The 18,261-nt window shown below is 41.7% G+C and carries 15 protein-coding genes; 9 read left to right on the top strand and 6 right to left on the bottom strand.

Features of this window, described 5'->3' with window-relative positions:
- Positions 1–33: 33 nt before the first annotated feature.
- Together MPH60_RS25865 and MPH60_RS25860 are read right to left on the bottom strand one after the other, a co-directional pair.
- Positions 34–819 carry a 2,3-dihydro-2,3-dihydroxybenzoate dehydrogenase gene (locus MPH60_RS25865; protein ID WP_241594329.1) on the bottom strand — a complete coding sequence of 262 codons (786 nt, stop codon included), beginning with the start codon at positions 817–819 and terminating at the stop codon, positions 34–36.
- A gap of 211 nt (positions 820–1,030) precedes the next feature.
- Positions 1,031–1,885: an alpha/beta hydrolase gene (locus tag MPH60_RS25860; RefSeq protein ID WP_241594349.1), complete on the bottom strand. Its 855-nt coding sequence runs from the start codon at positions 1,883–1,885 to the stop codon at positions 1,031–1,033.
- Between the two features lie 488 nt (positions 1,886–2,373).
- On the opposite strand from MPH60_RS25860, the gene MPH60_RS25855 reads away from it, so the two are divergent.
- The 4 genes from MPH60_RS25855 to MPH60_RS25840 are packed head-to-tail and all read left to right on the top strand — an operon-like array spanning position 2,374 to position 6,230.
- Positions 2,374–3,348 carry an iron-hydroxamate ABC transporter substrate-binding protein gene (locus MPH60_RS25855; RefSeq protein WP_241594328.1) on the top strand — a complete coding sequence of 325 codons (975 nt, stop codon included), beginning with the start codon at positions 2,374–2,376 and terminating at the stop codon, positions 3,346–3,348.
- Between the two features lie 22 nt (positions 3,349–3,370).
- The gene (locus MPH60_RS25850; protein ID WP_241594327.1) at positions 3,371–4,378 is read left to right on the top strand and encodes a FecCD family ABC transporter permease; all 1,008 of its coding nucleotides are present in this window, start codon (positions 3,371–3,373) and stop codon (positions 4,376–4,378) included.
- Complete coding sequence (locus MPH60_RS25845; protein ID WP_241594326.1) at positions 4,371–5,393, top strand: FecCD family ABC transporter permease; 1,023 nt, start codon at positions 4,371–4,373, stop codon at positions 5,391–5,393. Before MPH60_RS25850 ends, MPH60_RS25845 begins: the two co-directional genes overlap by 8 nt.
- A 15-nt stretch (positions 5,394–5,408) precedes the next feature.
- Complete coding sequence (locus MPH60_RS25840) at positions 5,409–6,230, top strand: ABC transporter ATP-binding protein (RefSeq protein WP_241594325.1); 822 nt, start codon at positions 5,409–5,411, stop codon at positions 6,228–6,230.
- 289 nt (positions 6,231–6,519) lie between these two features.
- Here the strand turns inward: MPH60_RS25840 and nagE are convergent, their stop codons facing one another.
- Entirely contained in the window at positions 6,520–8,430 is a 1,911-nt protein-coding gene (gene nagE / locus MPH60_RS25835) for an N-acetylglucosamine-specific PTS transporter subunit IIBC (RefSeq protein WP_241594324.1), read from the bottom strand.
- A 312-nt stretch (positions 8,431–8,742) separates the two neighbouring features.
- Here nagE and nagA point away from each other — a divergent pair, with 312 nt between their 5' ends.
- Genes nagA through MPH60_RS25815 form a run of 4 tightly spaced genes read left to right on the top strand, consistent with a single transcriptional unit; the run spans position 8,743 to position 12,150 of the window.
- The gene (gene nagA, locus MPH60_RS25830) at positions 8,743–9,921 is read left to right on the top strand and encodes an N-acetylglucosamine-6-phosphate deacetylase (RefSeq protein WP_241594323.1); all 1,179 of its coding nucleotides are present in this window, start codon (positions 8,743–8,745) and stop codon (positions 9,919–9,921) included.
- Positions 9,921–10,655: a glucosamine-6-phosphate deaminase gene (nagB, locus tag MPH60_RS25825; RefSeq protein ID WP_241615880.1), complete on the top strand. Its 735-nt coding sequence runs from the start codon at positions 9,921–9,923 to the stop codon at positions 10,653–10,655. Before nagA ends, nagB begins: the two co-directional genes overlap by 1 nt.
- Before the next feature lie 15 nt (positions 10,656–10,670).
- Positions 10,671–11,393 (top strand): GntR family transcriptional regulator, encoded by a 723-nt coding sequence (locus MPH60_RS25820; RefSeq protein ID WP_241594731.1) that lies wholly within the window; start codon positions 10,671–10,673, stop codon positions 11,391–11,393.
- A 34-nt stretch (positions 11,394–11,427) separates the two neighbouring features.
- Positions 11,428–12,150 carry an SIS domain-containing protein gene (locus MPH60_RS25815; RefSeq protein WP_241594730.1) on the top strand — a complete coding sequence of 241 codons (723 nt, stop codon included), beginning with the start codon at positions 11,428–11,430 and terminating at the stop codon, positions 12,148–12,150.
- Between the two features lie 440 nt (positions 12,151–12,590).
- Here MPH60_RS25815 and MPH60_RS25810 read toward each other — a convergent pair whose 3' ends face one another.
- Entirely contained in the window at positions 12,591–15,707 is a 3,117-nt protein-coding gene (locus tag MPH60_RS25810; protein ID WP_241594729.1) for an MMPL family transporter, read from the bottom strand.
- A complete protein-coding gene (locus tag MPH60_RS25805; protein ID WP_241594728.1) occupies positions 15,707–16,171 on the bottom strand; it encodes a MarR family winged helix-turn-helix transcriptional regulator in 465 nt (154 codons plus the stop codon). The genes MPH60_RS25810 and MPH60_RS25805 overlap by 1 nt, the downstream gene beginning before the upstream one ends.
- 169 nt (positions 16,172–16,340) lie before the next feature.
- Between MPH60_RS25805 and MPH60_RS25800 the strand changes: the two genes are divergently transcribed.
- A complete protein-coding gene (locus MPH60_RS25800; protein WP_241594727.1) occupies positions 16,341–16,883 on the top strand; it encodes a YtxH domain-containing protein in 543 nt (180 codons plus the stop codon).
- Between the two features lie 326 nt (positions 16,884–17,209).
- Here the strand turns inward: MPH60_RS25800 and MPH60_RS25795 are convergent, their stop codons facing one another.
- Positions 17,210–18,100 (bottom strand): peptidylprolyl isomerase, encoded by an 891-nt coding sequence (locus tag MPH60_RS25795; protein WP_241594726.1) that lies wholly within the window; start codon positions 18,098–18,100, stop codon positions 17,210–17,212.
- Positions 18,101–18,261 lie beyond the last annotated feature (161 nt).

Here is an 18,261-nt window from a genome sequence, read left to right as displayed (position 1 = left end):
CACTTAATATTCAGACTCCTGGGCGTGGTCGTGTTATGCACCTAAAGTGGCGCCACCATCCACACATAAATTACTCATTGTAATGTGATTCGATTGATTGGATATGAAAAATAAGATAGCGTCCACTATATCAGTAGGCAAGGCTATTTTTTTCAGTGGGATTCCCACCTTGAATGCTTCAGGCATACCATTTATGACAGCTTCGGCACCATTCTCGTCGTTCCACAGGGACCATTGCATCTCCGTGTCCGTAGATCCGGGGGAAACGATATTGCAGCGGATATTATATTGGGCCAGCTCCAACCCTAAACACTTCGTAAACATGACGGCAGCTGCCTTCGATGCCGCATAGGCAGCCAATGAGATTCGGGGGACACTTGCGGCGTTCGATCCAACCGTGACAATCGCCCCTCTTTTTCTTGTCACCATGTATTTGCTCACTGAACGAGATACATTAAACACACCAGTGGCGTTGACTGCGAAAGTCTTAGCCCAATCTTGGTCACTGAATGACTCGATCATTCCAGTGCGCAACACTCCGGCAACATTGACCAATGTCTCTATTGGACCAATATCATTCTCAATTCCATCAACAATGCCATCGATTGCATGACTGTCGCTCACATCCGCTGGAAAGGCATATACCTCCAAGCCTTGAGACTTCAATTCACTTACGTATTTATTAAGCTTTTCGGCATTATAATCAATGGCCGCCACAATGAGTCCAAGCTTGGCTAAAGCCTGAACCACGGCACCTCCAATACCTTGAGCACCTCCCGTTACAAGCGCAACCTTCCCTTTACATTCCAAAAAGTCCACCTTGACACTCCCTTTCCAAATCAAAGAATCCAATGTATAGCAGCCAAATGCAATCCCCTTGGCAAACAGAGGCGGTACATGGCTTTAGCAAATGCTTAAAAAGTAAAATACCAATCAATAATGATAATCATTATCAATTGGAATCTACAGGTAATGATATATATTTATAACTTAATGGTCAAGTGCCCTTCTCGGATTTACTAAGAAAGACCTATTTCTTACCAGGCACATTTCTCTTCAAAGCAAAACGCAGGGCCCTGTTAATCAAAGGCGGTAAAACTGAAAGATGCCCTTCCTCTTCAAACTCCTTGAATTGAACATTAACTCCGCTTTCCTCTAAGGATAATCGTTTTGATAATTCCAATACATTTTCGTTCATGCGGCTTTTATGGGTGCCCTCCAGTTCACCCACGCCAAGCAATAAGGAAATATCTCCATTTCCTTGATTCAATCGGCAAATAAACCTATCCTCCTCCTCACGGAACCACTTTTTGTTCCAATGGAGAGATGGACTCCCAGCTATGTATGTTTGGAAGGCATACGGATTTTCAAAAAGAACATATAAAGCGAAAAGACCACCAAGGGAATGCCCGAAAAGCGTTTGGCTATTGTAATCGACTTTATATCTTTTACCGATTTCCGGTTTTAAATCGTCTTCTATGAATTTCAGAAAGTCTTCCGCCCCTCCATGTGAAGGCCATGGACTTCCGTCTGGTCTTTCAGGTAACTCGCTATCCGCAACGGGCATAGTGAAATCATAATAACGTTCAGAAGAAAATGGTGCATTGGTGGCATATCCAATACCCACAATGATGGCGGGAACCACGCCTGACTTTTCCGGCCGGCGCGATTGCAATCGTACAGCCTCAACCATCGTTCCAAATACAGAATTGGCATCAAGCAAATAAATGACCGGATATCCTGAAGCTGGCGGCTCTTCCAATGGCTTTGATACAAAGATTTGGTATTCACGTTTCCCGGTACTCGAATGCATGAGAAAGTGTTGACTTCCTTTGATCGTAACCTCTGTACTGGCAGTAGTTTTGTCCATTACGCTATTGTCCATTTTTTTATGCATCATCTAAATGAATTCCCCCAACCTCTAATACTCGTAATCTTATTCATTGTTTTACTTCTCAAATCATTTAAGGTCTTTTAATATCAGCCTGATTTAAAAGAATGTAATTGAGAAAGTTTACCACAACATCGATAATGATAATCTTTCTCAATTAATATATCAACCATACACCGATAATTTTTTCCTATCATTTTACAAAAAAGAGCTGTCCCTCCCCTTTCCCCTTGATCTTTAAAGCCTTTTTGACAGACCAAAAACCATTACAATGGAAAATTATTCTTGAAATAATTAAAAATTAATTATATATTTAATAGCATGCTAGATTGATAATGATAATCGTTATCACTAAAACTCTCGCATGCTATTGTTAATTTCAACCGGCAAAGGAAGTGAAAATAGATATTTAAGGATTTGTTTTCGATCCTATGAAGCAGTGATAAATGATATTTAATATATTCAAAAAGGGGAATCGACTAATGAAAAAGCAATTATTCGTACTTGGAATGGCAACAGTATTCAGTTTAGGACTTGGAGCTTGCGGTAATGCCGAAAAGACTTCCGAGGATGCTTCACAGAAGAGCAAAGTGACAGATGCCGAGAAAAAAGAAGCTAAGACCCAAACCGTCACATATCTGGATAAGGAGTATACAATCCCAGCCAAAGTTACCAGTATCGCCACTGCTAGTTTGGAATCAATGGAGGATGCAGCCATATTAGGGATTAAACCTTCTGGTGTCGTTACTGTAGGTGGAGAAATACCTGAATATTTGGCTAAAGACCTCGAAGGTGCTAAGTCGATCGGTGAAAAAATGCAGCCGAACTATGAAACACTTCTTGGGATGAAACCAGATGTGATCATGTGGTCTTCTAAATCTCCAGCTAATGTGACGGAACAATTGGAAAAGGTGGCGCCAACATTCCCCTATTCACATATTTCGACAAATTGGGAAGACAACCTGCGGTTAATGGCCAGCCTTGCCGGTAAAAAAGATCAAGCTGAAAAAATCATCACAACCTATAATGATGACGCCGCAAAAGCAAAACTGGAAATCAGTGAAAAGCTGAAGGATAAAAAGGCTTTAGTGGTGAGAATCCGGAATGGCAGCCTATTCCTATATCCTGAGGATGTATATTTCAACCCAGTAATTTATAAAGATCTAGGCTTGACTGTACCTGAAGAAATTAAGCCTATTAAAGCACAAGAAATGATTTCATTAGAGAAATTTGCAGAACTTGACCCAGATTATGTCTTCTTGCAATTCTCGGAAAGTGAAAATGCACAAAAACCGGAAGCGTTAAAAGATTTGGAAAACAACTCCATTTGGAAGAGCATCACGGCAGTAAAAGAAAATAAAGTGTTTGTAAACTCGGTTGATCCTCTTGCTCAAGGTGGAACGGCTTGGAGTAAAACAGCTTTCCTGAAGGCTGCAACGGAAGAATTAGCTAAATAAACAGTAAGGTGCGTTGATTGATATGGCAAAAACAAATTCATTACCAATAATAATTCTTTGTATGGCACCTCTATTGATTTGCTTCTCCATCGTATTATCGATTTTATATGGTGCCAAAAATATTGATTCCATGACGGTATGGAATGCCATTTTTCACTATGACTCTAGTAACGTTGACCATACGATAATTATGGCTTCTCGCTTGCCTAGAGTTTTGGGCGCCCTTCTCGTCGGGGCATTTTTAGCCATATCAGGAGCACTCATGCAGGGGATGACAAGAAATTATCTTGCATCCCCTTCAATTATGGGCGTGACGGATGGCTCTGCGTTCGTGATTACACTTTGTATGGTATTCGCTCCAGGTATGTCTTCATTCCAAATGATCCTCTTTTCCATGTTAGGTTCTGCATTGGGAGCCGGAATTGTCTTTGGTTTTGGGTCGCTGCTTCCTAATGGATTATCACCCGTTCGATTAGCCATAATCGGAACGGTGATCGGGACATTTTTAAGCAGTATTTCTGCTGCCATAGCATCCTATTTCCAAATTTCCCAGAATGTAAGTTTTTGGTACAACTCGAGATTGCACCAGATCGATCCCAATGTACTAAAATTGGCGATACCGTGTGGAATGGTGGGAATCATCCTCGCCCTATTCATCTCAAAATCTATTACGATATTATCTTTAGGCGAAGAAATTTCCATCAATTTAGGTCAGCGCACAAAAATAGTAAAAGCTGTTGCCCTTCTTTCCGTCATCTGCTTAACGGGAATCGCAGTGGCTCTTGTAGGGAAAATCGGTTTTGTTGGACTTATCATCCCCCACATCACCCGGTTTTTAATTGGGATCGATTATAAGTGGATCGTTCCATGTGCAGGGGTGATCGGAGCGGTTTTTCTAGCTCTGTGCGATGTCTTGAGCCGGTTTGTTAATTATCCATTCGAAACCCCCATAGGAGTCGTTACTTCACTGATCGGCATTCCTTTCTTCCTGTACTTAATAAGAACGAGAGGAGGAGAAAAGAATGGATAAGAATACTCGGTGGCGCTTCACCATCACGATGGCCATCATTTTATGTTTAATCATTGTCACAAGTTACTTTAGTTTGATATCCGGTACATTTGACATGACCGTCAAAGCTGTCCTTCAGACCTTATTCAGGGTGAATCCAGTGTCCGATTTTGATTTGGTCATCTTTGATTTCAGGCTCCCCCGCATTGTGATTGCCGGTTTGGTGGGAGTGAGCTTAGGAATTGCAGGGACTGTCATTCAAGGGGTTACGAAAAATGGCTTGGCCGATTCCGGTATTCTCGGTATTAATGCCGGTGCTGGGACAGCCATTGTCATTTTCATGTTTTTCTATCAAGGTCAAAACAGCGGTTCGGACTGGATCTCCATTATGAGTTTTCCGCTATTCGGTTTGGTGGGCGGGCTTTTGGCAGCCCTATTGATTTTCCTTTTCTCTTGGAAGAACGGCACCCTGGACATGGGCCGCCTTTTACTGACCGGAATCGCCATAGGCTCGGCATTTGGTGCCCTTTCCTTATATTTATCATTAAAAATGAAAGCAACCGATTTTGAAATGGCAACGGTTTGGCTCTCAGGAACGATATATGATGCGAACTGGAAATACATCGCATCGATGTTACCATGGATGATAATCCTGATTCCGATTATTAAGAAAAAGGCGTATTTACTAGATTTGTATCAGTTGGAGGAATCGAGTGTTAAAAGTTTGGGAATTTCAGTAGAAAAGGAAACGATCATCCTATTACTCTGCAGCATCGGATTGGTGGGCGCCTCCGTTTCCGTATCGGGAAATATCGGATTCGTAGGTTTAATGGCTCCCCACATAGCGAAGCATCTTGTAGGTATCCATCACAATCAGGTCATCCCAGTATCGGGAGCAATTGGCGCATTGCTGGTGATCGCATCCGACTTTATCGCGAAAACCGTTTTTGCACCGGCTGAATTGCCAGTTGGGATCGTCATCTCTATTATTGGTGTCCCTTATTTTCTTTATTTACTAATTAAAGCTAAAGCGTAGAAGGAGAGATGATCAGTGAGTATTCTCCGTATGGAAAATCTAGAAACGAATTATGAGAAATTCACGGTGTTCAAAGACTTGAATTTGGAAATAAAAGAAGGCCTGGTCACTACCATCATTGGTCCTAATGGCTGTGGTAAATCCACATTACTGAAAACGATAGGCCGCATTCTAAAACAAAAGAGCGGAAGCGTTTATTTACAAGGTCAGGATTTACATAAGATCCATACGAAACAGATTGCCAAGCACTTGGCACTACTTCCCCAAAACCCGGTTGCACCAGCCCAATTGAAGGTAGAGGAACTTATTTCATATGGAAGGTATCCGCACCGCAATAATGTAAATAAATTAACGAAAGAAGATAAAGAAACGATTGAATGGGCCATGGATATCACCAAAACTCTTTCATTTAGAAATCGGGAGATCACGAATCTTTCCGGTGGTCAAAGACAAAAAGTATGGCTAGCAATGGCTTTAGCACAGAAAACGGAGATTTTATTATTGGATGAGCCGACCACATACCTTGATATGGCTCACCAACTGGAGGTTTTGCAAATCGTTGAAAAACTTAATAAGGAACAAAAAATAACGACTGTCATGGTATTGCATGATATTAACCATGCGTCCCGGTTTTCACATGAGATCATAACGATGAAGGAAGGAGAAATCGTTAAAATCGGTACTCCCAGTGAAATCATTACACCTTCTGTTTTAGAAGAAGTCTTTCGTATTCATGCAAGGGTTATGATAGATCCTGCCAATGGGGCACCCGTTTGTTTTGGTTATGACAATCTATCACAGCAAGAAGTATATAAAGAAGCCGTTCCATCCAATTAAAAGGTTCGGAAAACGTATATTTCATCAATGATATTCCCGGAATCAACTGACCAAACCAACACCTCCAACTCCTCAGGTATGGTTTCCATCTATATTTTATAACATAGTTGATTGGAGCGGGTGTGGGCCCCGCAGCCGCAAGCCCAGGAGGCTCCGCGACCGACCGCGGAAATCAACATCCAAATTGTACAATCAAAAAAACTGCAGGTAAACTCGCTTTTCTTTGAGTTTGTCTACAGTCTAAAGTCTAAAGGGATGTCGACAAGTCGACACCCCTTTTTTTACAAATTTATAGTTTTTCCAACTGGATGATATCTGGTGTATTTTGTTTCTGGATCCCAGACTTTTGCAATTTCACTGCCGTTCCTTCTGGTAAGTTAGTGAATATAATAGGAGTGACCGTTGATGGGGCATTCCGTTTTATGAAATCTAAATCAATTTCCAAAAGAGGTGTTCCTTTTGTTATTCTTTGGCCTTCTTGCACAAGGGATGTAAACCCTTCTCCATTTAATTTAACTGTATCTAAACCAACATGGATCAGAATCTCCAGACCATTATCCATTTTCAATCCGAGTGCATGATTTGTCGGGAAGATACTTAGCACTTCCCCATCGATTGGGGATACTAGTTTTCCGTTGGCTGGCTCGATAGCAAAGCCATCCCCCATCATTTTCATAGCAAACACTTGATCGGGAACTTGTTCTATCGGTAAAACGGTTCCTTCAATTGGAAGGACAAAGTCATTTGCACCCAAAGCTTGGTTTTCCTCTACTATATCCTCTGCCACTTGTGCAGATGGACCTGCTTTCACTTGGCTTGGGTCGACGCCATTCTTGACAAGTTGTTTCATTGCATTTGCAACGAATTCAACATTTGTTCCAACAATGACCTGCACACTCGATTTATTCAACTTCATGACACCGCGCGCACCATGTCGTTTTAAGGCTGCTTCATTCACATTTCCTGAATCGGCCACTTGTAAACGCAAGCGTGTTGCACAGTTATCAATTAGCTTTATATTCTCTTTACCGCCAAGATCTTGAATGAAAAGCGATCCCATATCGGTATATTTATCCCCTGTTTTCACAATAGCTTCTTCTTCCACTTCTTCCTCATCGTCTTCACGGCCAGGTGTTTTTAAATCCATGATCTTGATGACGAAATAGAAAATCACGAAGTAAACTGCCGCGTATACCAAGCCAATCGGTATTAACCATAGCGGTTTTTGCGCAATACCAAAGTTCAAGAAATAATCAATGGCTCCTGCGGAGAATCCAAAACCATGATGGATATCCAATATAACAGCAAGTGCCAGAGAAACCCCGGTTAACAGGGCATGTATTACATATAACACCGGTGCGATGAACATGAACAGAAATTCAATCGGTTCAGTGATTCCTGTAAGGAAAGAAGTGAAAGCTAACCCAACAAGCATCCCCGTCACCAATTTACGTTTCTCTTTCTTAGCAGCTGCAATCATCGCTAATGCCGCAGCTGGAAGACCGAACATCATGATCGGGAAAAAGCCGGTCATGAAGGGCCCAGCAGTCGGGTCCCCTGCGAAGAAACGGTTTATATCACCTGTCGCTCCATTGTATTCACCAAAGACGAACCAAACCATACTATTCAAGACATGATGCAGTCCCACTGGAAGCAATAAGCGATTCAATACGCCGAATACGCCGGCACCCAATGCCCCTGCACCTGTAATCCAGTCTCCCACACTATTGATAACATCTTGAATCGGCGGCCAAACAAATCCGAATATTGCCGCTAGTATGATCATCGCAAGCGAAGTGATGATCGGGACGAATCGTTTCCCTGAAAAGAAGCCAAGCCATTCAGGGAGTCTTATCTCGGAGTATCTATTATATAGAAGAGCGGCAACTATACCGGATATAATACCGCCTAAAACAGCCATGTTGATATCTTTATTAATCGCTTGTGTACCATTCGTTAAAACAAAGTAACCAACAAGACCTGCCAATGCCGCAGCACCGCTTCCATCTTTGGATAATCCAATCGCTATACCTAAAGCGAACAATATGGCAAGATTATCAAAAATAGCTTGTCCAGAGGCAGCCATAAATGGAATATCAAGTAAATCAGGTTGACCTAAACGAAGCAATAAAGCCGCTGCTGGCAAAACAGCAATCGGTAACATTAATGCCTTCCCAATCTTTTGTAAAAAATTTAACATCGAACTCATCTCCCTTGTTCCTAACTTCTTTTGATTTTAGCAGAACGAAAAGACGTATAAAGCGTTTTCATTTTATCAATATAATAACTTTTCTTTGGCTTATACTAGCACATAAAATATATAGATGTCTATACCAATTTGCTTGAAAATATACTATATTGTTCGAAAGTGAAGCAAAAATAGCTTTTTTATTCCTGATACACCCTAACTGGTCTAGACAACTTTTGATAAAAGCGTTAAAATGAGGGCAAATTATATGAGACCAATTGATAACTCATTCATTAAGTTTTACTTTCATAAAGGAGATTATGTATGAAAACATTCATTATTAATAATCTAATAGTTCATAGCGAAAAGGAAACATACAAAAATGGGTATATTAAAATCGTGGATGGAAAAATTGCCGAGGTTGGTCCAGTCAGCCAATACAAACAGGACGATGATGCCAAGGTAATTACCCTTTCACCGGATTATCAGGTAATTCCCGGTGCGATTGATATCCACATTCACGGAGCATCCAATTCCGATGCAATGGATGCTACACATGAAGCATTATCTACAATGGCAGAGACTCTTCCCAAAGAAGGAACCACCAGCTTTTTGGCCACTACAATGACTCAATCTACCGAAGCCATTGAATCAGCACTTCTTAATGCTGGTAAATATATCGAAAATCAAACTCAAGAACACGCTGAAATAATTGGGATCCATTTAGAAGGTCCTTTCATTTCACCGGTCCGTAAAGGAGCACAGCCTGAAGAGCATATTGTTGACCCTGATGTCACTCTATTTAAAAGGTGGCAGGAAATGGCCGAAAATCAAATCAAGCTTGTAACGCTTGCTCCTGAACAACCAAACGGATTAGATCTTGCCGCTCACTTAAAGGCGACTGGCGTCGTCGCTTCCATTGGACATTCAGATGCAACATACGACCAAATCGATGAAGCAATCCAAGCAGGGACTACCCATGTTACACATCTTTATAATGGAATGCGGGGACTTCATCACCGTGAACCTGGTGTTTTGGGAGCTGCTTATCTTCGAGACGAGCTATATGTTGAACTTATTGCTGACGGCATTCACTGCAGGCCGGAAATGATCAAGCTGGCATATAACCAAATTACCAGCGAACGAATGATCTTGATAACGGATTCGCTTCGTGCCAAATGGCTTGAAAAGGGCACCTATGATTTAGGCGGTCAGCCTGTGTATGTGAACGAAACGAAAGCAACGCTTTCAGATGGTACACTGGCCGGCAGTATATTGAAAATGAACGATGCCATCAAGAACACAATGAAATATACCGATTGTTCCATGACTGACATTATAAAAATGACGGCGGAAAACCCTGCCAAACAGCTTCGGATTTTTGACAGGAAAGGAAGCATCCAGGTCGGCAAAGACGCGGACCTTGTCATATTGAATGACGGATTGGAAGTTGAAATGACGTTTTGCAGAGGAAATTTAGCTTTTAAAAAGGAGAATGTATAATGAATATCATACAAGTGCAGGACTATATGGAAATGAGCCGGACAGCTGCAGAAATAGTGATCGGAAAAGTCAAAGGAAATCCTAATATCAAATTGGGCCTTGCGACAGGCGGTACCCCTAAAGGAATGTACGATAATTTGATTGAAGATCACATGCGCAATCATACTTCTTATGAACATGTAACGTCTTTTAATCTTGACGAATATATCGGCTTAAAACCAAATGATCCAAACAGTTACCATTTTTATATGGATGATTCCTTATTCACTCACATCAATATAAATAAAGAGCGCACTCACCTGCCAAATGGCACAGCAGATGACACCAACGGAGAATGTAAACGGTATGATGAAATGATTGATTCCGTCGGAGGGATCGATCTTCAGATACTTGGCATTGGGCAAAATGGCCATATTGGTTTTAACGAACCTGGAACTTCCTTCACATCCGGTACACATGTCGTGACACTCGAAGATTCCACGCGTCAAGCGAATGCACGTTATTTCGATTCCATAGACGAAGTTCCTACACATGCCGTTACGATGGGCATTTCAACAATCATGAAAAGCAAAGAAATTCTGCTGCTGATATCTGGTGAAGAAAAAGCCGAAACACTGAAGAAATTGATACACGGTGACATTTCAGAGGAATTCCCTGCATCTATCCTAAAAAAACATAATAATGTTACAATTATCGCAGACCAAAAAGCGTTATCCGGAGTGATAATACCCTAAAAGGAGCGAAAGTCGATGATTGATAAAAACTCACCTCTTCCGATTTATTTTCAAATCGAAGAACAAATAAAAAGACAAATAGAAAACGGTGAGTTCCAAGCGCACGATGCCCTTCCATCTGAACGTGAATATGCCGAGCAATTCGGAATTAGCCGGATGACCGTCCGGCAAGCTATAAATAATTTGGTGAATGACGGATACTTATACCGTCAAAAAGGAAGGGGAACCTTTGTCGCCGATAAGAAGTTGGAGCAGCAGCTCAATGGGTTGACCAGTTTTACCGAGGACATGAAAGCCAGGGGATTGAATCCAAGCAGTAAGCTGCTGAGCTTTGAAATCATTCCGGCTGATAAGAAGATTGCAAGCGAATTGCACATTTCCCTTTATACTCCCGTTTATGAAATAAAACGCATTCGATTGGCTGATGATGTTCCAATGGCGCTCGAGACCGTGTACATGTCTGCCAATTTAATTAAAGGATTAACCGAAGAAATCATTAACCTTTCCCTTTATCAATATGTGGAGAATTACGTTAAACTTAAAATAGACTATGCTACACAAACGTTGGAATCATCGCTTGCTTCTGAATTAGAAGTCACCCATTTAGCGATTCCAAAGCACTCACCCATATTATTCATTCAAAGGCATACGTTCCTAATAGATGGAACTCCCCTTGAATATGTTAAATCGGCTTATCGTGCGGACAGGTACAAGTTCAGTATCAATATAAGCAGGTAAAATTGAATATTTTCATTCGGAGGGTGTCACATATATGAACTCATACTTTGAAGAAGTGCAGGCTTTACTCACAATTGTGGGAGAACAGGAAAAGCAATCAATTAAGGAATCTGTGGAACATATCGTAAAAGCAGTGATGTCAGATGGAATCATCCATCTATTCGGAAGCGGACACTCTCATATTCTGACCGAAGAGGTATTCTACCGGGCAGGTGGGTTAGCCGCAATTCGTCCTATTTTCGTTGAAGATTTGATGCTTTTTAAGGGTGCTTCAAGATCATCCCAACTTGAACGGCAAAATGGCCTATCAGAGAAATTCATGCATGATGAGGATATCCGTCCTGGTGATGTCTGTATCGTCATTTCATCATCCGGCGTTAATCCCGTTCCCATAGATGTCGCCACTATCGCAAAAGAAAAAGGGGCCTTCGTCATTGGACTAACATCACCGGAGTATGCAAAAAGTTGTCCTTCACGGCATAAACAGAAGCATTATCTCCACGATGTCGTAGATTTGGTCATAGACAATCATATTGCCAAAGGTGACACATTACTGAAATCAAATAATATACCTTTTGGTTCTGGATCGACCGTGGTCGGGGCCGTTCTCCTCAATATGATTTTCACGCAAGTCATCCAAACGATTATTGAATCAGGGGAGACCCCTCCCGTATTCCTAAGCAGTAATATTGAAGGGGCAGATGAACACAATCAAAAGATCATCGCGAAATATAAAACAAGAATCCCCCAATTATGAATCGATTTAGCCAAAAATGAATACATAATTAAAGAAGGCATCCATGCGGATGCCTTCTTACTGTAAACAAACTCGAGGAAAAGCAAGTCTGTCTGCAGTTTTTTGAATATGTTAGTAGATTTCAGCCGGTTCCCACTTATTCGTCATATGACTTTTTTCGACCGTTCACGATTTTATTCGACCTACCTCACACTTTATTCGACCGTTCACGATTCTATTCGACCTACCACACACTTTATTCGACCGTTCACGATTTTATTCGACCTACCTCACACTTTATTCGACCGTTCACGATTCTATTCGACCTACCACACACTTTATTCGACCTTCGCATTCCGAAGCATAAATTTATTCGATCTAGGGAGGTTCCATCCATTCAAGAATCCACATTCAGTCGAAAAAATGAAGGCATCCATATGGATGCCTTCTTTAATTTAAATTTATTCCTTATTTTTCAAAAACGGCCACCAATTCGCGTTTCCGAACGTCGCAACCATAACTGGGATAAACAATGGCAATATGACAAACGCATATAAAGCAAGCCCCACCAATATTAAAGTGGCTATCTCCAAGAGCGATAAAACTCCTGCTGGCATCATGGCAGCAAAGGTTCCGCCCAGAATGACTGCCGCCGAGATGATCACCGTTCCCATTTTTCTCATGGACAGTAACATCGCTTCCTTGACCGGTTTACCTTTCCATTCGTTAAAGCGATCCATCAAGAAAATACTATAGTCAATGCCAAGAGCAATCAAGATGACGAAAGCAAAGAAAGGAACTGCCCAGCCAATGCCGGCGTAACCGAGAATATTAACAAAAAGCAACTCGGTAATGGCTGCCGCTGTATAATATGTCAAAACGAGCGACACAATCAAATAGATCGGCATGACCAGGGATCGCAGCATGAAGAAAAGAATGATTGCGATACCCGACAGCATCAAAACGACCGTCCGTGAGAAATCCTCCTCAGACATCATGCCCAAGTCATGATGGGTACTTGTGATTCCCCCGATCGCCACTTGCGCATTTTCTAGCTTTGTATCTTTCGTTACTCTTTCGACGGTTGCCTCAATCGAATCGATTTGCTCGATTGCTTCATTGGAATATGGATTCGCTTTGAATACCACATCCATGGTCATGGTTTTACCGTCTTCAGATAAATACGCGTTCAATGCTTCCCCGAATTCTTCGCTTTCGACTACTTCTTTGGGAATGTACATGCCTGTTACCGTTTTATCCGTTTTAGCCAGCCCTGATAAATAACCCTGTGCGGACGATAGTCCATCATGGACTTCATTCAGACCATCCGCACTTTCATTTAAGCCATCCGTCAAATCAGTAAGTTGTCCGCCGAGGCTTGAAAAACCATTTAGGAGTTCTTGCTGCCCATTACTTAAGCTGGTAAGGCCTCCTTTAAATCCTGACAGATTATTTATGACTTCCCCCTGACCATTGGCCATCGTGTTTAGACCTTTTTGTAAAGTGTCAACACCTGAAATCAATTGGTTCAGGCCCTCCCCGAGAGAGGTTTGACCGTTTACGATTTGGGCCATATTTTCGTTCGCGGTATTCAAACCGCCGGACACTGAACCAAGATTCCTATTAAGCTCGGAAAGGCCTGCTGCCATGGGCTCCAAGCCACCCTGTGCCCCTTGCACGGTTTGCTTGATTGTTTGATAGGACTGATCCGCCTGTAATTCTGGATGAGTGGCTTCCATTTGCTCAAAGGATGGATTTAAACCAGCAAGGCTTTGTGATACGCCGGTAAGATTAGTTTGAATCTCTTTGTATCCACCTGCGAGCTCACTTAGCCCATTAGCTGATTGTTTATAGCCTTCGAGAAGCTGTCCGCTTCCGGTGGCGAGCTTCTCCAAGTTTGCCTTGGCCTCATTCAGTCCGTTTTTTATATCCCCAGTCCCTGAAGAGCCATCGCGAATTCCTGCTTCAATGCTTGTTAACGCCTTCTCCACCTGGCCTACGCCGCTCTTCAATTCATTGGTCCCGGATATGAGACCCCCTATTCCGTCCGTCGCTTGCTTCAGCCGCGGTCCTGAATCTGAAAGCTCACTGCCTGCGGTTTTTAATCCATCACTGATTTGTTTAATGCCTTCATTTCCTTCCCCGATTCCCTTTTCCAAGGTTTCGGCCTGGTTCGCTACAAATAAGTCCTTAATCGGTTCACCTGTCGGGCGGGTCATGGATCGAACTACATCGACTTCATCCACCTTGACTACTTCCTGGCTGATTTTTTCAGCAAGTGCGACGTATTCTTCCGAATCCATGCGTTCGTCATTCTTTATGACAATCTGTGTTGGCATGGATTGTCCCGGTCCGAATTCATCGGAAATGATATTAAATGCCATGATGGAAGGAACATCATCACCCGCTTCTTCAAGGGAGTTATATGAAATCTTCCCATCATACATAAACAAAAAAGGAACACAGACGATTGCAACGATCATCAGCGCCAACAATGGGCGGTTCATGGAGAAGTTACCGAGAATTCCCCATAGTTTACTTTCACTATGCTCAAGTTTCCCTTTTGCCGGCCAAAATAGCTTTTTGCCAAGAACCGCCATGAAAAATGGAACGATTGTATAAAGGGCGATCATTAAAATGAAAACCCCTATGGCAACGGCCGCTGCAGATTGATAGAGCTTAAAAGTAGAAAAACCTATTGCCGCAAAGCCGATCATTACGGTCAGCCCACTGAAGAAGACCGTCTTACCCGCAGTTCGGTATGTCTCAATGATCGCCTCAGGCAAGGACTCCTGTGACGATAGCTCTTCCTTGAAACGACTAAGCAGCAGGATGCAATAATCAGTCCCGATTCCAAATAAAATACCTACCAGGAATATTTGAGTGTAAGATGAAATCGGAAAGTCCCATTTATCCACCAGGAATGAGACGATGGATTGGGAACATAAATAAGTGAAACCTACCGTTACCAACGGAATGATCGGTGCCACCACTGAACGGAAGACGATCAGCAATACAGCCAGAATGAAGACAACCGTGATGCCTTCAGTTTTCTTCAGCCCTTCTTGGGAATTGGCATTAAGATCTTCATCAATCATCCAGCTGCTCGTGTAATAATGCTCGACATCCACTTGCTCCAGCTCTTTATAAAGGGCATCGATCACTTCCTTAGCTTCTCGGTCCCCCTTCACCATCGTGATGGATGTCAAAACCGTGTTTTCATTCTCCGAGACCAACTGACCTTTTAGCGAGGGCTCTTTAAAATGGGTCATGACCTCTTTGATGCCAAGCTCTGCTTTATTCTTTTCAAGGTTTTGGATCGCTATCTCAATCTCTTTCAGTTCAGAGGAAGACAGCTTCTTATCACCATGAAATACGAGGGCCACTTGTGACTCATCCTTATCCTGGATCTCTTTCATTAGCTTATTGGCCATCCCAGAGGAGTACTCTGCCGGTACATCCAGCTGTCCCTTATTCCGGACAAGGTCCGCCATATTCGGTGCTGCAAACAATAAACCTGCCGTAATTGCAACCCAAGCGATAATGACCAGCCATCTTCCCTTTATGATCCCCCTCATTAAATTTCCTCCCATTCCTCATTCTTCATTTGAATGAAAATTTGTGAAAGCTTCTCATATGTATCAAGGAATTTAACAATCTCTTCATATTCGAATTTCGTCATGATGCTCTCTACCAATTTGTGAATCTTATTTTCCGTTTCCTGTAACAACGCTTCCCCCACTTTGGAAAGCTTCAAGTGAAAGACCCTTCGGTCAACCAGGTCCTGTTCCCGTTCTATCAATCCTTTGCCTTCCAGCCTGTTGATGTTGGACGTGACGGCACTCTTATTAATATAAAAGGCATCGCTGATTTCTGTCGATGTACACAACCGCTGTTGTTGAATGAAGCGTAAAGTATAGTATTGTTCGTTCGTCAGCACATCACAAATCTGATCTTTTATTAAAAGCTCCCCCATCTTATTGACATAGAAGGAAACCTTCATATATCGATCGATCAATTCAGAAACTTTTTCATTAGTCATCGTTGCACCTCCCGAAAAGTAGTTCAGTCATTTAACTATATGTAGATTACTATTGTTTTATTTATTATGTCAATCCCATGACAGTTTATTATTTCCAGTTTAACTTATGGTAAATAAGGGAAAACCCAAAGTAAGCAAACAATCTACTATTCTAAAGGAGGAAATATAAATGACTCAATCGACTATTGAAAATCAATCAACTATCGAAACTCAACAGAATAGCAAACTTTTAAAAGGGATTCTAATCGGGGGGCTTGTTGGTGGTGCTTTGACCTTACTTGACTCCAACACAAGAAATAAAGTAAAGCGTTCAGCCGTCCTTTTAAAAGACAACTCCATGAATATGATTGAACAGGTCAAGGAAAATCCCGGCGAAATGAAGGAACAGATGGTATCAGGAGTCAAAGGGGCAACCGAGACGATTAAAGAGGCAATCAATGACGTGGAAACACTATATGAAACCGTCAATGAAGACGTGGTGGGTAAAGTATCAGAAGTAAAGGATATCTCCACTGATGCACTTGGTACAGCGAAGGAAGCAACAAGTGAATTAAAAGACATCAGTTCTAAGGTGGTCGTTGCCGGTAAACAACTGAAAGAGACACCATCACAATCATTGAAATCCGATCCTGATAAAGGTGAAAAAGAGAGTGATGAAATCGTTAAAAAATCTGGATTATCCAATCAAAAATCCATTTCATCCAATTTCTAATATATAAAAAAGCTGAGGTGTTATGCCTCAGCTTTTTTTATGCCTTGTACGATTTGGATGTTGATTTCCGCTCAAGAAACTCGCTTTCCGCGTGCGGTCGTGGAGGCTCCTCGGAAAGCAAGTGCGGGGTCTCCCCTAGACACGCTTGTCCCGCAGGAGTCTCGTACCTTCCTCTCCAATCAACTCTGTATAAATTTGGACAGAACCCATACTATGGAGTTGAAGATGTTGCTTTGGGTCAATTGGTTCGGGAACATCATTTGATGAAAGGTACATTTTCCGGAACCCTTTTGTTTTTTCATATAATATTCACTTGATTGATAACCTTAGTTAGAGCTCTCCAATTTATTCGTTATCTCATGGTCTTTTTTCACTTCTGCTAACCAAACGGGATATTCCTCTTGTAATCTTTCAGAAAGAAGCGTTTCTTTAATTATATCTTTACTTTCTTCTAAATTTGCTTTTTTTGCTTCCTTCTTACCGGTTACTTTTATGATATGGTATCCATATTCTGATTTGACTGGATCACTGACTTTATTTATATCAAGATCAAAGGCAACATTTTCAAACTCTTCCACCATATCACCTTTCCCAAAATACCCTAGGCTTCCACCGTTATCCGCCGTTTCGGTATCTGTGGAATATTCAGCTGCCAATTTAGCGAAATCACCGCCATCTGCGATTTCTTTCGCAACCTTTTTAGCCGTTTTTTCGTCTTCGACTAAAATATGACTGGCTTCCACTTGTTCCGCTTGAGCAAATGTATCTTTGTTATCTTCAAAATACGTACTGATTTCTTCGTCCGTCACGGTAATTCTCGGTTCTACCAGTTTTTTCGTTTGCAGATAAACCACGATGTCCTTTTTTAAGGCTTCCATTGATGAACCGCTTGCTTCCAATTGCTCTTTTAGCGACTTTTCATCACCATACGACTCTACCATAACATCGATTTCTTTCTGGATTTCTTCATCCTTAATTTTAATTCCTGCTTTTTCTGCTTCCAATTCAACCAATTTATTCGTAATCAACAGGTCTAAAGTATCTGCTCCGTATCCCGCAACAAGCGCGTCATACAGCTCATCCTTATTGATTTTCTCGCCATCGATACTCGCCATTGTCTTATCCGTTGATGAAATCATCGCAAATGCCATGATCCCGGCAATGATTAAAATGCTCCCTGCCCAAATATATGCCTTCGTGCTTCTTAATAGTTTCATGAATACTCTCCCTTAATTTTTCTATCATGATAGCTTGGAAATATTAATTAATCCTTAAGATTTTAATTCCGCCTTCAATATGCACCAGCTCAATCATTATACTAACATACTTATATACCAACAGATATTTTAGAGTATCTCATTGGTTGATCATTTCAAAA

The sequence above is a fragment of the Peribacillus sp. Aquil_B1 genome, from assembly GCF_022603275.1.
GTDB lineage: Bacteria > Bacillota > Bacilli > Bacillales > DSM-1321 > Peribacillus.
The sequence above is the reverse complement of the archived record's forward strand: the minus strand, read 5'-3'. Positions and strand labels throughout refer to the sequence as shown.

Excerpts from the sequence above, each read along its gene's own strand:
- MPH60_RS25845 (WP_241594326.1), top strand. The coding sequence starts at position 4,371 with ATGGATAAGAATACTCGGTGGCGCTTCACCATCACGATGGCCATCATT.
- MPH60_RS25850 (WP_241594327.1), top strand. The coding sequence starts at position 3,371 with ATGGCAAAAACAAATTCATTACCAATAATAATTCTTTGTATGGCACCT.
- MPH60_RS25815 (WP_241594730.1), top strand. The coding sequence starts at position 11,428 with ATGAACTCATACTTTGAAGAAGTGCAGGCTTTACTCACAATTGTGGGA.
- nagB (WP_241615880.1), top strand. The coding sequence starts at position 9,921 with ATGAATATCATACAAGTGCAGGACTATATGGAAATGAGCCGGACAGCT.
- MPH60_RS25820 (WP_241594731.1), top strand. The coding sequence starts at position 10,671 with ATGATTGATAAAAACTCACCTCTTCCGATTTATTTTCAAATCGAAGAA.
- nagA (WP_241594323.1), top strand. The coding sequence starts at position 8,743 with ATGAAAACATTCATTATTAATAATCTAATAGTTCATAGCGAAAAGGAA.
- nagE (WP_241594324.1), bottom strand. The coding sequence starts at position 8,430 with ATGTTAAATTTTTTACAAAAGATTGGGAAGGCATTAATGTTACCGATT.
- MPH60_RS25810 (WP_241594729.1), bottom strand. The coding sequence starts at position 15,707 with ATGAGGGGGATCATAAAGGGAAGATGGCTGGTCATTATCGCTTGGGTT.
- MPH60_RS25795 (WP_241594726.1), bottom strand. The coding sequence starts at position 18,100 with ATGAAACTATTAAGAAGCACGAAGGCATATATTTGGGCAGGGAGCATT.
- MPH60_RS25800 (WP_241594727.1), top strand. The coding sequence starts at position 16,341 with ATGACTCAATCGACTATTGAAAATCAATCAACTATCGAAACTCAACAG.
- MPH60_RS25805 (WP_241594728.1), bottom strand. The coding sequence starts at position 16,171 with ATGACTAATGAAAAAGTTTCTGAATTGATCGATCGATATATGAAGGTT.
- MPH60_RS25855 (WP_241594328.1), top strand. The coding sequence starts at position 2,374 with ATGAAAAAGCAATTATTCGTACTTGGAATGGCAACAGTATTCAGTTTA.
- MPH60_RS25860 (WP_241594349.1), bottom strand. The coding sequence starts at position 1,885 with ATGGACAATAGCGTAATGGACAAAACTACTGCCAGTACAGAGGTTACG.